The organism is Demequina gelatinilytica (assembly GCF_000971115.1).
GTDB lineage: Bacteria > Actinomycetota > Actinomycetes > Actinomycetales > Demequinaceae > Demequina > Demequina gelatinilytica.
Genome location: NZ_BBLV01000014.1, coordinates 14,216 through 27,494 on the forward strand (window position 1 = coordinate 14,216; position 13,279 = coordinate 27,494).

Consider the following 13,279-nt stretch of genomic DNA (forward strand, 5'->3'; position numbering starts at 1 on the left):
GGCATTCTCCCCGCGCGCCCTACTCCTTGACGAATGTGGCGACCGTCTCGATGTGATGCGTCATCGGGAACAGGTCGAGGCCCTGCGCCTCCTCGAGCGCGTACCCATGGTGGGCGAGCAGGGCCGTGTCGCGTGCGAGCGCGACCGGGTCGCACGCCACGTAGACGATGCGGCCCGCGCCCACCTTCGCGAGGACGTCGATGGTCTTCGCCCCCGCGCCCGAGCGCGGCGGGTCGAGCACCACCGCATCAGCGGTCACGCCGGTGGCGTCGAGGAAGGCGCGGGTGTCCGCGTGGACGATGCTCGCGCCGGGGACGTCGTGCGCGTTGCGGCGCGCGTCGCGGGAGGCACGTGCATCGGACTCGACCGAGGTGACGGAACGGCCGCCGGCTGCCAGGGGGACCGTGAACAGCCCCGCTCCGGCGTAGAGGTCGAGCACGGTCTCCGCCTCACCGACGCGCGACAGCACCGCGTCGACCAGCACGGCCGGCGCCTCGCGGTGGACCTGCCAGAAGCCCTCGGCGTCGACCTGGTAGCCCCATTCGCCATGCGCCGACACGACCCGCTCCCGGACCCGGCGCGGGGCGTTGGTGCGGCGATCGGGACGTCCACCCTTCCACGGCGTGCCGTCGACCACGAGCCGTGGGTCCTCGCCCGCCGGCGCGACGCCCTGGATGTGCGACGCGGCGGGGAAGCGTGTGCCCAGCACCAGCTCCTCGAGCGCGGGCGCCGCGATGGGCAGCGTGTCGAGCGCCTTCACGGCACGGGACCGGTGGACGTGCATGGCCGCCCTCCCGTCGGGTCCGGCCACCACGGTGACGCGCGTGCGGTATCCGAGCCCACCGCGCTCGTCGTCGCCGGGCGCCGCGGACACGTCGCCCGGGAACTCGCGGTCGGCGAAGCGTGCGAACGCCTCGCGCAGGACGTCATGCTTCCAGCGCCGCTGCGCCGGGAGCGAGACGTGGGCGAGCTCTCCCCCGCCCACGCCGCCGGGGCCGGCATCGGGCCATGCGCTCGGCACGCGGTCGGGCGACGCCTCGAGGACCTCGACCGCATCCGCGCGCCAGAGCCGGGCATCGTCCCCGGCCTCCGTGAGACGCGCGCGCACCACCTCGCCTGGCAGCGCGTGACGGACGAACACCACGCGGCCCTCGTGCCGTGCGACGCAGTGGCCGCCGTGGGCCACCGCGCCGATCTCGAGCTCGAGCAGTTCACGCATGGGTGGCCTCGTCCTTCTCCAGTCGCGGGAGCTCCCGCGTGAGCGGCTCGCCGTCCAGGACCGCGAGCGACGACGACAGGTGCCACGGCACCGCCGCCACCACCACGCGCGGCACGGACAGGAGCTTGGCGCGCAGACGCATGGTCGCGCGGTTGTGCAGGAACCGTTCCCACCAGCGTCCCACGATGTACTCGGGTACGTACACGACGACCATGTCCCGGGGCGACTCGCGGTGGATCGACCGCACATGGTCGAGCACCGGTGCCACGAGGTCGCGGTAGGGCGAGTCGAGCACCACGAGCGGGATGCTGAGCCCGAGCTCGCCCCAGCGCCGCTGGAGGACGCGGGTCGCGGCGGGGTCGACCTGCACCGCGACGGCCTCGAGCGACGAGTGGCGCGCGGCCTTCGCGTAGGCGATGGCACGCAGCGCGGGGCGGTGCAGCTGCGCGACCAGCACGATGCCGTGGGTCGCGCTCGGACGTGCCGACGCAGGGTCGTCCGGAAGGATCGCGAGCTGCTCCTTCACGTTCGCGTAGTGGCGGTGGATCCCCCGCATGAGGAACACGAGAGCGGTCACGAGCACGAGCGCGAACCACGCGCCCGCGAGGAAGTTGAAGATCGCGATGACGAGCCAGACCGCGGCAGCCACCACGGCCGCGGAGGCGTGCAGCACCCGCGTCCCCTTCATCCGCAGGCGCGTGCGTCCGCTCGGCTCGAGCGCGATGCGGAGGCTCTGGTAGCGCACCATCGCGACCTGGCTCAGCACGATCGCGGCGAAGGCGCCGATGAGGTACATGTGCACGAGCTGCTGGAGCCGCGCCCCCGTCACCACGACGATCACCGCGGAGGCGAGCGCCACCCAGAGGACTCCGCCGCGCAGGACCAGGCGGTCGTTCTGCTGGGAGAGCTGGCGCGGGAGGTAGGAGTCGCTCGCGAGGAGGGACGTGAGGTCCGCGAAGCGTCGGAACACGGCCGATGCGGCGGCGTACAGGATCGCGACGGACGGGATCGCCACCAGCCAGACGGGCCACGAGGACTCGAAGATGCGCTCCGCGGTCTGCAGCAGGACCGGCCCCGAGGCCCAACCAGAGACCCGGTAGCGCCACACCATGACGATCACCGCGGAGAAGGCGATCGCACCGGCGAGCACCGCGAGGATGAGGGTCCGGCCGGCCCGCTTGCCGCGCGGCTCCGCGTGCGCGGGCCCCGAGGAGGCGAGGTGCTCGATGCCGGTGAGCATCACCGCGCCGGACGCGATGGCGCCGGCGAAGGCGAGGGCCGTGGACCACGTCGGTTCGGGCGGGGTGGTGGTGAGCGGCGCGATGTCGTCGCGGGTCGCCCCCACGATGAGCTGGAGCAGGATGACGCCGAGGAAGCCGAACCAGACGATGAGCAGCAGGTGCGCACGCTCGCGCACGCCGCGCAGGTTGGCGAGCGTCATCACCAGGATCGCGCCGACGGCGATCGAGGCGTGCGCGTTGTCGAGCCCGGGCACCACGAACGCGATGAACTGCGCGATGGCCGCGACCGACACCGCGACGGTGAACACGTAGTCGACCAGCAGCGAGGCGCCCGTGACGAGCGCCGCCTCCGGACCGAGCTTGTCCGACACGAGCCCGTAGTCGCCGCGCGCATCGGGACGCTTGCGCACGTTGGAGCGGTAGGCGAAGCCGAGCAGCAGCATGATCGCCACGACGCCGAGCGCCATGAGCGGCAACGTGGACTGCACGCCTCCCTTGCGCAGCGCGTCCACCACCGCATCGGGCGCGTACGTCACGGTGGACAGCAGGCTCGCGCCGAACACGGGTAGCGCGAGGCGGGTGCGCAGCTGCGCACGCTGGATCCGCCCCGTCGCGATGGGCCGCCCGAACACCAGCAGTTTCAGGGTCGACAGAAACCTTCGCACGTCGCACCATCCTAGGCTCAAGGGGTATACGGTGGGTTGCCGTGCACATCGTGATCATGGGTTGTGGCCGCACCGGCGCGACGCTGGCGACCGAGTTCGAGGCCCGTGGCCACACCGTCGCGGTGATCGACCAGTCGGGCGACGCGTTCCGCCGGCTGCCGTCGGGCTTCGCGGGCCAGCGCATCACCGGGATCGGCTTCGACCGCGACACGCTCGTGTCCGCTGGAGTCGAGGACGCCTACGCCTTCGCCGCGGTCTCCGACGGCGACAACTCGAACATCCTTGCGGCCCGCGTGGTGCGCGAGACGTACGGCATCGACAACGTGGTCGCGCGCATCGCGGACTTCGGCCGTGCCGAGGTGTACCGCCGGCTGGGCATCCCGACCGTCGCGCCCGTCCCGTGGACGGCCGCGCAGATCGTCTCCAGGCTCCTTCCCGGCGGCTCCGACGCGCTCTATCACGACCCGAGCGCGGGCGTGAGCCTCAGCCGCCTGCCGATCGACTCCGGCTGGGTGGGCAGGCGCTACACCGAGCTCGAGGCGCAGACGCGGGCTCGCGTCGCGTACCTCGTGCGGTTCGGCGAGGCGCTGCTTCCCGATGCGGGCACGCTCGTCCAGGAGGGTGACGAGACCTACTTCACGATGCTCCCCGGCGCCGGCTCGGTGCCCGCGCGCGTCGCCGGCCGCTCCCCGGAGGTGACGCGATGAAGGTCATGATCGCCGGGGCCGGCTCGGTCGGCCGCTCGATCGCGCGCGACCTGCTCGAGCACGGGCACGAGGTGCTGCTCATCGACTCCAACCCCGCCGCCATGCGCGTCGCGCAGGTCGCGGAGGCCGAGTGGATGCTCGCGGACGTGTGCGAGATGTCCGCGCTGCGCGACGCGCAGATCGAGACCATGGACGTGGTGGTCGCGGCCACGGGCGACGACAAGGCGAACCTCGTCGTGTCCTTCCTCGCCAAGACGGAGTTCGGGGTCCCCCGCACCGTCGCGCGCGTCAACAACCCGCGCAACGAGTGGATGTACGACGCGCAGTGGGGCGTGGATGTCGCGGTGTCGACGCCGCGCATCATGACCGCGATGGTCGAGGAGGCGGTCGCGGTCGGCGACCTCGTGCGCGTGTTCACCTTCCGCCAGTCCGGCGCCGCGATGGTCGAGGTGACCCTGCCCGCATCGTCACCCGTGGTGGGCGTGCTCCTGCGCGAGATCCAGTGGCCCGTCGACATCGTGCTCGCGTGCATCATCCGAGGCGACCGCACCATCGCGCCGACGCCGGACGACACCCTCGAGGCTCACGACGAGCTGCTCTTCATCGTGTCGTCGGAGGCGGATCCCGAGGCTCTCGAGCAGGTCCTGCGTCGCGGGACAGCAGCCATACGCCCCACAGCGTGAGCGCGAACAGCGGCACGCCCATCGCGAGCTTGACGGTGCCGAGCACCGCGAGCTGACCCGCGAGGAGCAGCGGCAGCTGCACCGCCAGGCGAAGCGCGAACATCGCGGCGAGCACCCCGGACGCGAGCTGGTACCGGCGTCGCTCCCCCGGGCGCTGACGCCACGAGGTCCCTTCGCCGTGGATGAGGCCCATGACGATGCCGACCACGGGCCACCCCGCGATCATCGACACGAGGATCCCCGCGAGGTACGCGGCGTTGATCCACATCCCGGGCTCGAAGTAGCCCGCGGCGTCCCCCGAGCGCCAGGCCCAGATCGCGCCGATCGCGACTCCGGCCGCGCCGGCGAGGGCCTGCGTGATGGGCGTGCGCTGGACCAGCCGGACCACGACGAGGACGACCATGACGCCGGCCGCAGCCAGCACGGGCATCCGGAAGCCGCCCCAGACGAGGTACGCGACCACGAACACGATGCCGGGCAGCGACGACTCGACGAAGCCGCGCCAGCCGCCGATCGCGGCGTGCAGGTCGAAGGACTCGCCACCGAGCAGGCTCGCGGCCCGGTTCTCGGTGGTCGGTCGCTCGCCGGTCATGATGCGTGCATCAGCTCGTAGCGCGGGTTGTACAGGCGCGGCACGGACTCGGTCGCGCACACGCGGCCCTCGACGGCGAGCTCGACGCCGGGCGCGATGCCCGGCACGTCCCTGCGCCCCATGAAGACGGCGTCGATGCGCCCGGTGCGGTCCTCGAGCCTCACGGTGAAGGCCGGGGGCGCGTCGCTCGGCTCGACCTGGATGGCCACCACACGGCCCTCCACGCGGGCGACCCCGCGCGGCTCGACGTCGGCGATCGCGCAGGTGCCGCCGGCGGAGGTCACGCCGGTGCCTCCGCGGTCGCGACGCCGGTCGAGCCGAAGCCGCCCTCGCCGCGATGCGACCCGGGCAGGTCCTCCACGGCCACGAACTCGGCGAGCTCGACCCGCTGGATCACCAGCTGGGCGATGCGGTCGCCGCGGGCCAGCGTGACAGGCTCGTGGGCGTCGGTGTTGAGCAGGGTCACCGCGATCTCGCCGCGATAGCCCGCGTCCACGGTGCCCGGCGCGTTGACCACGGTCACACCGTGGCGCGCCGCGAGCCCCGAGCGCGGGTGGACGAAGGCCGCGTAGCCGGCCGGGAGCGCGATGCGCAGCCCGGTCGGCACGGTGGCCCGCTCACCGGGAGCGAGCTGCACGTCGATGCGCGTGGTGATGTCCGCTCCCGCGTCACCCGGATGCGAGTATCGCGGCAGCGGCACGTCCGGCTCGGTCGTGCTGACGAGGATCTCGAGGTCGGCCATGCGTCAGGCCGCGCACTCCGAGCAGATCGGCTGATCGTTCTTGAAGGTCGCGAGCTGGCTGCGGTGGTGCACCAGGAAGCACGACATGCACGTGAACTCGTCCTGCTGCGCCGGAAGCACGCGGACCGAGAGCTCCTCGCCGGAGAGGTCGGCGCCCGGGAGCTCGAAGCCCTCTGCGGCCTCGGTCTCGTCCTCATCGACCACGCCGGAGGTCTTGTCCGCCCGACGGGCCTTGAGCTCCTCGATGGAGTCGGCCGAGATCTCGTCGTCGGTCTTGCGCGGCGCGTCGTAATCGGTTGCCATACGGCTGAAGTCCCTTCCACGTATCCTGTGGCTGTCTAATGCCCGGCGAGGACCTTTTGTTCCCGCGCGGCTGACGCATTCTGCACCATCCCGGGGAAGATTGCGACCTGTAGCGCGTGCGACGCCTCAGAACGGCTGGATGCCCGCCGCGACGAGCGCGTCCCGCAGCTCCTCCCAGGCCCCGGGCATCGCCGCGATCACCAGCGACTCGTCGGGCGGTCCACCGTCGACGGACGCCACACGGACACCTGCCTCCGACGCGATGAGCGCGGCGGCGGCGAAGTCCCACGGGTGCAGACCCTGCTCGTAGTACGCGTCCACCAGCCCCGCCGCGACGTTGCACAGGTCGACCGACGCGGAGCCGAGGCGCCGGATGTCCCTCACCTGGGGCAGCAGCCGCGCGACGAGCGCGCCCTGCTTCGCGCGACGTTCCGCGGTGTACTGGAAGCCGGTCGCGACGAGCGTGCGCTCGAGCGGCGGGGCGCCGTCGCGGTGCAGGCGCTCGCCGTCGCGCCAGGCCCCGAGGCCCCGGGCGGCGGCCCACAGCACGCCCGACCCGTCCCTCACCGCGCCCGCCTCGACCGTCCAGCGGCGCGGATCGGGATCCCCGCTGACCGCCGCGACGGACACCGAGTAGTGCGGGATCCCGTAGAGGTAGTTGACGGTGCCGTCGATGGGATCGAGGACCCATGTGATGCCGGAGGTGCCCACCACGTCCTCGCCCTCCTCCCCCAGGATCCCGTCGTCCGGGCGGAGCTCCGCGAGCCGCTCGCGCAGCAGGCGCTCCGCGGCGAGATCCATCTGGGTGACGATGTCGACATCGGAGGACTTGGTGTCGGCCACATGCGCGGAGCCGCGCCCCGTGACGATGAGCTCACCCACCTCCTCCGCGAGGGCCGAGGCGACGTCGAGCAGCGCGGAGGGAGCAGTCATGCGCCCATCGTAGGAGGAGGCGCCGAGCGCGATACCGGCAATCGACCCGAACCGGGGTGTCGTGCCGGCACGGGCGCGAGCCCGTGGCACCCTGATGCCATGACGCGCCTCTCGCTCGTGGGCCCCTCCGAGGATGGCCTCCACCTCGTGGTGGAGACCGAGTCCGGCGACCGCTTCGAGCTTCCCCTCTCCGACGAGCTGCGCCACGCCGTGCGCTACACGCGGCCGGCGAGCACCGTGGCATCGGCCCCTGCGGACGATGCCGACGGCCCGACCATGACGCCACGCGAGATCCAGCAGCGCATCCGCGCAGGTCTCAGTGCGGCCGAGCTCGCGGAGCTCACGGGCGCCTCGCTGTCCTCGATCGAGAAGTACGAGGGTCCGGTGGTCGCCGAGCGTCAGTACATCGCGGACCTCGCACGCGAGACGCGCATCGGTCGCGACCCGAGCGCTCCCCAGCTGGGCGACCTGGTCACGGACCGCCTCGCGGCACGTGGTGTGGATCCGGAGTCGGTGACGTGGGACGCCTGGCGTGAGATCGACGAGCCGTGGCGAGTCGCGGCCGACTACCGCGTGTCGGGTCGCGGCGTGCGCGCGCTGTGGACCTTCGACCACTCGGCCCGCACGCTCACCGCCGAGGACGAGGAGGCGCGCTGGCTCTCCGAGACCGAGCTCCTCGACGTGCCGATCCCCCGGCGCCACCTCAGCGCGGTGCGGGACGCCGAGGCCGACGCGGCCCGCCCGCTCCAGGCCACGCGCCCCCCGGCGCCCACCGAGCCGGTGCCGCTCGTCGAGGACCTCGAGGCCGCCGAGGCGGAGGTCCCCGAGCCCGTGCGCGCTCCCGAGCCGACGCAGACCGAGCTGCTGCTCAACGACCTCGACCTGCGCCGGGGAACGCGCGAGGCCATCGCGGAGCCCGAGGAGGACGACGAGGAGGACGATGCGTTCGAGGGCTTCGGTCCCGCGCAGCGCGCCCGTCAGGCCGACACCGGGTTCGCTCACCCCGCCACGCGCAAGAACGCGCCGGAGCCCTCTCCCGCGCCGGCCCCGGCGAAGCCCGAGGAGCCTGCGGACCGGCGGTCGTCGAAGCGCGGCCGCGCTTCCGTGCCCAGCTGGGACGAGATCGTCTTCGGCGCCAAGAACGACCAGGGCTGAGCGACCCTCCCCTGCCGCCCGCACCGTCCCCACCCCATCTCGAAAGTGGTAGGTGAGAGTCGGTTCTGCGACGTTTCGCCCTCACAGTGGTGGATGGTTGCCGGTCCGGGCGGTGCGCACGCCGTTGAGCCGCCCGTCACGCCGTCACCGGTGGGCTCAGCGTCGGCAAGGAACCGCGACCACAGGCCACCACTGTGAAGCCGCGACCTTGCGAAACCGACCACCACGTACCACTTTCGAGATGGGGGTGGGGGCTCGGGTGCGGTGGGATGGGGGTGGCCTGGCTCAGCCGTCGTACGCGACCAGCAGCGGGATCTCGAGCTCCTCGAGCGTGAGCGAGCCGTGCACGCCCACGAGCGCGACCGCCTCGGGCGTCTGCGTGCGCGAGTCGACCACCGTGGCGCGGCCGGCCATCGCGACGACCACGTCGCCGATCCGGTCCTCGACGTGCTCCGCCACCACCGGCCCGAACAGGCCCAGCGCGACGGCCTCGGATCGCAGCAGCACCGCGGCGTCCGCCCCGAGCACGCCGCGCCACCGCTCCGCGACCGCGGGGGCGAGCGACGCATGGTCCGTGTGGAGGTGCAGCATGCGCGGCTCCCCTGCCACCAGGCGGACATCGCTCCCGAGCGCGGGCAGCGCGGCGATGTCCCATCGCGGTGCGCCCGTGACATCGACCATCCCGTGGTCGGCGGTCACCACGACGGCGGCGTGCCGCGGGAGCCGCGCGCGCAGACGCCGCAGCTCCTGGTCCACGTCCTCGAGCGCGGCGGTCCAGGCCTCGGACTGCCAGCCGTGCTTGTGGCCCATGCGGTCGATGTCGCCCCAGTAGAGGTAGGTGAGGCCCGGCGTCCGGGCACGCCTGATCGCCTCGTCGACGCGCTCGGCCAGGCGCGCGCGGCCCACGAACTCGCCGCCGGCGAGAGCGGCACGCGTGAGGCCCGAGCCGGCGAACTTGGCCTTGCCCAGCGTCGACACCGCGAGGCCTCCCTCGTGGGCCGTCCGCAGCAGGGAGGGCTCGCGCTGCCAGTGCTCGGGGGCGTCCGCCCCTTCCCAGGAGACGAGGTTCGCGGCCGCGCCGGTGCGCGGGTTGTGCGCCGTGTACCCCGTCATGCCTGTCGCGCCCGACGCGCGGCCCGTGCCGAACAGCGCGAGCGAGGTCGCCGTGGTGGTCGGGAAGCCTGCGGTGATGACGGCGGACTCGGTGGTCCGCAGGAACGGCGCGTGCCCCTTGCGCGCGTCGAGCTGACGGTGGCCGAGCCCGTCGATGAGCACCACCACCACGTGCTCGGCACGCGGGATGCCCAGGCGGACGCGGTCGGCCTCGGCGTCGCGGGCCGCGACCGCATCGGCTGCGCCGACCGCCGCGAGGGCGCCCGGCAGGACCGCACCGAGCTCGAGGCCTCCGTAGTCGGGGACGGACAGCCCCGCGGCGGCCAGCCGTTCCCCCGGAGTCACCCCCGGGCCCCGATCGCCCCCTGCAGGACGGACGAGAAGTCCTGGAGCGCACGGATCGAGGCCTCGCCGTCGGCGATGAGGCTCACGCGCACCAGGATGTCGTCCGACGTGAGCGTGCCGGTGTAGCCGTGGTCCGCCTCGCAGCTCTGGTCCCCGCAGGTCGCGGGCTCGAGGTCGAGGCGCGAGTGGACGGAGCCGCCGACCGCGAGCACGAGCTCGCTCGGGAGGTCGCCGTCCTTGAAGTGCTCGGGCTCGTGCACCACGTGGGTCATCGCGGTGTTGCGGATCGCGCTCAGCGCGGTGGCCTCGACCGTGGCAGACGCCTCGTGCCCGCCCTCCGCGCCGTGACCTGCGCCGTCGTCCATGTGCACACGCAGCAGCCGGGTCCCGGTGATCACCAGCACGGTCATGTGGCGGCGGACCTCGCGGTCGTCGAACGTGGTCTCCGCGTGGACGAAGTGCCCCAGCACCTTCTCGGCGCCGATCGCGGAACGGAGGACGGAGGTCGCCAGCGCCGGGTAGTAGCCCGCGATGCGTACGGCCTGGTCGAGGGTCTGTGACATGGCCGCTATTGTCTCACCTTCGGGGGCGGCCGGCCGCGATCCATACGGACGATGCGCGGGTCCGCCCCGCGAGCCTGTGCGCGCGTGTCCGACGGACGCGAGACAATACGGGCTGGCCCTGACCGACCGAGCAGATCCGAGGTGACTGATGACCGACGCGCCCGACTCGCAGATCGTCGACATCGACGTGAGCGCCGAGATGGAGACGTCGTTCCTCGAGTACGCCTACTCGGTGATCTACTCCCGCGCCCTCCCCGACGCCCGCGACGGGCTCAAGCCCGTCCAGCGACGCATCGTCTACATGATGCAGGACATGGGGCTGCGCCCCGAGCGCGCCTATGTGAAGTCGGCCCGTGTGGTCGGCGAGGTCATGGGAAAGCTGCACCCGCACGGCGACAGCGCCATCTACGACGCGCTCGTGCGCATGGCGCAGTCCTGGTCGCTGCGCCTGCCGCTGGTCGACGGCCACGGCAACTTCGGCTCGCTCGACGACGGCCCTGCCGCCTCGCGCTACACCGAGTGCCGCCTGGCGCCCGCGTCGATGGTGATGACGGAGAACCTCGACGAGGACGTCGTGGACTTCGTGCCCAACTACGACAACAAGCTCACGCAGCCCGCCGTGCTGCCCTCGGCCGTCCCGAACCTGCTGGTCAACGGCGCCGCGGGCATCGCGGTCGGCATGGCGACCAACATGGCGCCGCACAACCTCATCGAGGTGGTCTCCGCCGCGCGTCACCTGCTGTCCCACCCCGGCGCCACGCTCGAGGAGCTCATGCGCTTCGTGCCGGGTCCCGACCTCCCCGGAGGCGGCAAGATCGTCGGTCTCGAAGGCGTCAAGGAGGCCTACGAGTCGGGCCGCGGCAAGTTCATCACCCGCGCCACCACCCGCATCGAGAAGGTGACCGCGCGCCGCCAGGGCATCGTGGTCACCGAGCTGCCGTACGGCGTGGGCCCCGAGAAGGTCATCGAGAAGATCAAGGACGGCGTCTCCGCCAAGAAGCTCGACGGCATCTCCGCGGTCACCGACCTCACGGACCGCCACCACGGCCTGCGCCTGGTCATCGAGATCAAGAACGGCTTCAACCCCGAGGCCGTGCTCGAGAAGCTGTACAGGTACACCCCGCTCGAGGAGTCCTTCTCCATCAACAACGTCGCGCTCGTCGACGGCGAGCCGCGCACGCTGGGCCTCAAGGAGCTCCTGCGCGTGTGGGTCGACCACCGCCTCGAGGTGGTCCGGCGCCGCTCCGCGTTCCGCCTCAAGGCGCGCCAGGACCGCCTGCACCTGGTCGACGGCCTGCTCATCGCGATCCTCGACATCGACGAGGTCATCCAGATCATCCGCGCCGCGGACGATGCCTCGGTCGCGCGGGAGCGCCTCCGCACCGCCTTCGACCTGTCCGAGATCCAGGCGGAGTACATCCTCGAGCTGCGCCTGCGCCGCCTCACCAAGTTCTCGCGCGTCGAGCTCGAGAACGAGAAGGCCCAGCTGCTCGCGGAGATCGCGGAGCTCCAGGAGATCCTCGGCTCCGACGTGGTCCTGAGGGACGTGGTCGGCCGCGAGATGGAGGCCGCCGCCACGCAGTACGGCACGCCGCGCCGCACCATCCTGCTCGCCAACGGAGGCGCCGTGTCCTCGGCCGCGTCCGTGGGTGCCGCCGGGACGCGCACCGGCGCCAAGGCACCCGCCCTGTCGCTCGAGATCGAGGACACCCCCTGCTACGCGATGCTGTCGACCACGGGACTCATCGCGCGCACGGCCGAGGACGAGGCGCCGGCCCGCGACGGTCGTCGCTCGCCCCACGACGCGCTGCGGAGCGTGGTGCACGCCTCGGCCCGCGCGGACGTGGGCATCGTCACCAACCGGGGCCGCGTGGTGCGGGTCTCGCTCCTCGAGGTCCCCGCGCTGGCACCCACCACCGAGCCGCCGTCGCTGGGCGGCGGCACCCCCGTCGCCGAGCTGGTCGAGCTCGCCAAGGGCGAGGAGGTGGTGGGGCTCGTGCCGCTCGACGGCACCACCCCGCTCGCGCTCGGCACCCTCCAGGGCGTGGTCAAGCGCGTCAAGGCCGATGACATCCCGAACAAGGACGAATGGGAGGTCATCGCGCTCGCCGACGGCGATGTGGTGGTGGGAGCGGGTGCCGCATCCGACGGCGACGACCTCATCTTCGTCTCGACCGATGCGAGCATGCTGCACTTCGATGCCAAGAACGTGCGCCCCCAGGGCCGCGCGGGCGGCGGCATGGCCGGCATCAAGCTTGGTGACGGCGCGCGCGTGCTGTTCTTCGGCATCGCGCGGGCGGGTACGGAGGGCGCGGTCGCGACCATCGCGGGACCGTCCGACGGCCTCCCGGGGGTCGCCGCGGGATCCGCGAAGTGGACGCCTCTCGAGGAGTTCCCGGCCAAGGGCCGCGCGACCGGCGGCGTCCGGGCGCACCGCTTCCTCAAGGGCGAGGACACCCTCCTCCTCGCCTGGGTGGGCCCCACTCCCCCGCGCGCCTCGACCTCCGCGGGCCAGCCGGTGGACCTTCCCGCGGAGCCCGGCAAGCGCGACGGGTCGGGCACCTCGATGCCCACGCCCGTCGGCGGGATCGGGTGACGCTCTCCTACCGGACCGATGCGCCCGTCACCGCGGCGCAGTACCTGGACGCGCTCGACCGCTCGACCCTGGGCGAACGCAGGCCCACTGACGATCCCGCCGTGTTCGAGCGCGCCCTTGCGGCCTCGAACCTGCTGGTGACCGCGTGGGACGGGGCGCTGCTGGTGGGCTTCGCCCGCGCGCTGACCGATTTCGAGCTCATGTGCTACCTCCAGGACCTCGGGGTCGATGCCGCCTACCAGCGCCGCGGCATCGGGCTCGAGCTTCAGCGCCTCATGCGCGCACAGCTCGGGCCGCACTGCAAGGTCCGCCTGTCCGCCGCACCCGACGCGGCGGGCTACTACCCCGCCCTCGGCTACCGTCGCCACGACCGCTCGTGGGAGCTCCTGCCCGGAGATCCGCTCGGCTGACCTCGGACCCGA

Annotated in this window: 14 protein-coding genes; 5 read left to right on the forward strand and 9 right to left on the reverse strand. The window is 72.6% G+C overall.

Features of this window, described 5'->3' with window-relative positions:
- Positions 1-19 precede the first annotated feature (19 nt).
- Together AOM00_RS11660 and AOM00_RS11665 are read right to left on the reverse strand one after the other, a co-directional pair.
- A complete protein-coding gene (locus tag AOM00_RS11660; RefSeq protein ID WP_062517950.1) occupies positions 20-1,219 on the reverse strand; it encodes a class I SAM-dependent RNA methyltransferase in 1,200 nt (399 codons plus the stop codon).
- On the reverse strand, positions 1,212-3,125 hold the full coding sequence (locus tag AOM00_RS11665) for an APC family permease (RefSeq protein ID WP_169746847.1): 1,914 nt from the start codon (positions 3,123-3,125) through the stop codon (positions 1,212-1,214). Before AOM00_RS11665 ends, AOM00_RS11660 begins: the two co-directional genes overlap by 8 nt.
- A 41-nt stretch (positions 3,126-3,166) precedes the next feature.
- Between AOM00_RS11665 and AOM00_RS11670 the strand changes: the two genes are divergently transcribed.
- Positions 3,167-3,832, forward strand: coding sequence for a potassium channel family protein (locus tag AOM00_RS11670; RefSeq protein ID WP_062517952.1), 666 nt, complete (start codon positions 3,167-3,169; stop codon positions 3,830-3,832).
- Positions 3,829-4,515, forward strand: a complete 687-nt coding sequence (locus AOM00_RS11675) for a potassium channel family protein (protein ID WP_062517953.1) — start codon at positions 3,829-3,831, stop codon at positions 4,513-4,515. Before AOM00_RS11670 ends, AOM00_RS11675 begins: the two co-directional genes overlap by 4 nt.
- On the opposite strand, the gene AOM00_RS11680 is transcribed toward AOM00_RS11675, so the two are convergent.
- The 5 genes from AOM00_RS11680 to AOM00_RS11700 form a co-directional block, all read right to left on the reverse strand.
- Positions 4,433-5,107 carry a DUF3159 domain-containing protein gene (locus tag AOM00_RS11680; protein WP_062517954.1) on the reverse strand — a complete coding sequence of 225 codons (675 nt, stop codon included), beginning with the start codon at positions 5,105-5,107 and terminating at the stop codon, positions 4,433-4,435. The two genes, AOM00_RS11675 and AOM00_RS11680, sit on opposite strands and share 83 nt — an antisense overlap.
- Positions 5,104-5,391: an OB-fold nucleic acid binding domain-containing protein gene (locus AOM00_RS11685; RefSeq protein ID WP_062517955.1), complete on the reverse strand. Its 288-nt coding sequence runs from the start codon at positions 5,389-5,391 to the stop codon at positions 5,104-5,106. Before AOM00_RS11685 ends, AOM00_RS11680 begins: the two co-directional genes overlap by 4 nt.
- Positions 5,388-5,849 carry a dUTP diphosphatase gene (gene dut / locus AOM00_RS11690; RefSeq protein ID WP_062517956.1) on the reverse strand — a complete coding sequence of 154 codons (462 nt, stop codon included), beginning with the start codon at positions 5,847-5,849 and terminating at the stop codon, positions 5,388-5,390. The genes AOM00_RS11685 and dut overlap by 4 nt, the downstream gene beginning before the upstream one ends.
- Before the next feature lie 3 nt (positions 5,850-5,852).
- Positions 5,853-6,152, reverse strand: coding sequence for a DUF4193 domain-containing protein (locus tag AOM00_RS11695; protein ID WP_062293544.1), 300 nt, complete (start codon positions 6,150-6,152; stop codon positions 5,853-5,855).
- A 126-nt stretch (positions 6,153-6,278) separates the two neighbouring features.
- On the reverse strand, positions 6,279-7,085 hold the full coding sequence (locus AOM00_RS11700) for an inositol monophosphatase family protein (RefSeq protein WP_062517957.1): 807 nt from the start codon (positions 7,083-7,085) through the stop codon (positions 6,279-6,281).
- A gap of 99 nt (positions 7,086-7,184) precedes the next feature.
- Between AOM00_RS11700 and sepH the strand changes: the two genes are divergently transcribed.
- A complete protein-coding gene (gene sepH, locus AOM00_RS11705) occupies positions 7,185-8,240 on the forward strand; it encodes a septation protein SepH (RefSeq protein WP_062517958.1) in 1,056 nt (351 codons plus the stop codon).
- A 285-nt stretch (positions 8,241-8,525) separates the two neighbouring features.
- Here the strand turns inward: sepH and AOM00_RS11710 are convergent, their stop codons facing one another.
- The gene (locus AOM00_RS11710) at positions 8,526-9,698 is read right to left on the reverse strand and encodes an alkaline phosphatase family protein (protein WP_062517959.1); all 1,173 of its coding nucleotides are present in this window, start codon (positions 9,696-9,698) and stop codon (positions 8,526-8,528) included.
- Complete coding sequence (locus AOM00_RS11715) at positions 9,695-10,261, reverse strand: DUF5998 family protein (RefSeq protein ID WP_156159149.1); 567 nt, start codon at positions 10,259-10,261, stop codon at positions 9,695-9,697. Before AOM00_RS11715 ends, AOM00_RS11710 begins: the two co-directional genes overlap by 4 nt.
- A 148-nt stretch (positions 10,262-10,409) precedes the next feature.
- Between AOM00_RS11715 and AOM00_RS11720 the strand changes: the two genes are divergently transcribed.
- Together AOM00_RS11720 and AOM00_RS11725 are read left to right on the forward strand one after the other, a co-directional pair.
- Positions 10,410-12,857, forward strand: a complete 2,448-nt coding sequence (locus AOM00_RS11720; protein WP_062517960.1) for a DNA gyrase/topoisomerase IV subunit A — start codon at positions 10,410-10,412, stop codon at positions 12,855-12,857.
- Positions 12,854-13,267 carry a GNAT family N-acetyltransferase gene (locus tag AOM00_RS11725; protein ID WP_062517961.1) on the forward strand — a complete coding sequence of 138 codons (414 nt, stop codon included), beginning with the start codon at positions 12,854-12,856 and terminating at the stop codon, positions 13,265-13,267. The genes AOM00_RS11720 and AOM00_RS11725 overlap by 4 nt, the downstream gene beginning before the upstream one ends.
- Positions 13,268-13,279 lie beyond the last annotated feature (12 nt).

What these genes read in the sequence shown, in the direction of transcription:
- AOM00_RS11660 (WP_062517950.1), bottom strand. Translation starts at nt 1,219, where the DNA reads ATGCGTGAACTGCTCGAGCTCGAGATCGGCGCGGTGGCCCACGGCGGC.
- AOM00_RS11675 (WP_062517953.1), top strand. Translation starts at nt 3,829, where the DNA reads ATGAAGGTCATGATCGCCGGGGCCGGCTCGGTCGGCCGCTCGATCGCG.
- AOM00_RS11680 (WP_062517954.1), bottom strand. Translation starts at nt 5,107, where the DNA reads ATGACCGGCGAGCGACCGACCACCGAGAACCGGGCCGCGAGCCTGCTC.
- dut (WP_062517956.1), bottom strand. Translation starts at nt 5,849, where the DNA reads ATGGCCGACCTCGAGATCCTCGTCAGCACGACCGAGCCGGACGTGCCG.
- AOM00_RS11695 (WP_062293544.1), bottom strand. Translation starts at nt 6,152, where the DNA reads ATGGCAACCGATTACGACGCGCCGCGCAAGACCGACGACGAGATCTCG.
- AOM00_RS11700 (WP_062517957.1), bottom strand. Translation starts at nt 7,085, where the DNA reads ATGACTGCTCCCTCCGCGCTGCTCGACGTCGCCTCGGCCCTCGCGGAG.
- sepH (WP_062517958.1), top strand. Translation starts at nt 7,185, where the DNA reads ATGACGCGCCTCTCGCTCGTGGGCCCCTCCGAGGATGGCCTCCACCTC.
- AOM00_RS11715 (WP_156159149.1), bottom strand. Translation starts at nt 10,261, where the DNA reads ATGTCACAGACCCTCGACCAGGCCGTACGCATCGCGGGCTACTACCCG.
- AOM00_RS11720 (WP_062517960.1), top strand. Translation starts at nt 10,410, where the DNA reads ATGACCGACGCGCCCGACTCGCAGATCGTCGACATCGACGTGAGCGCC.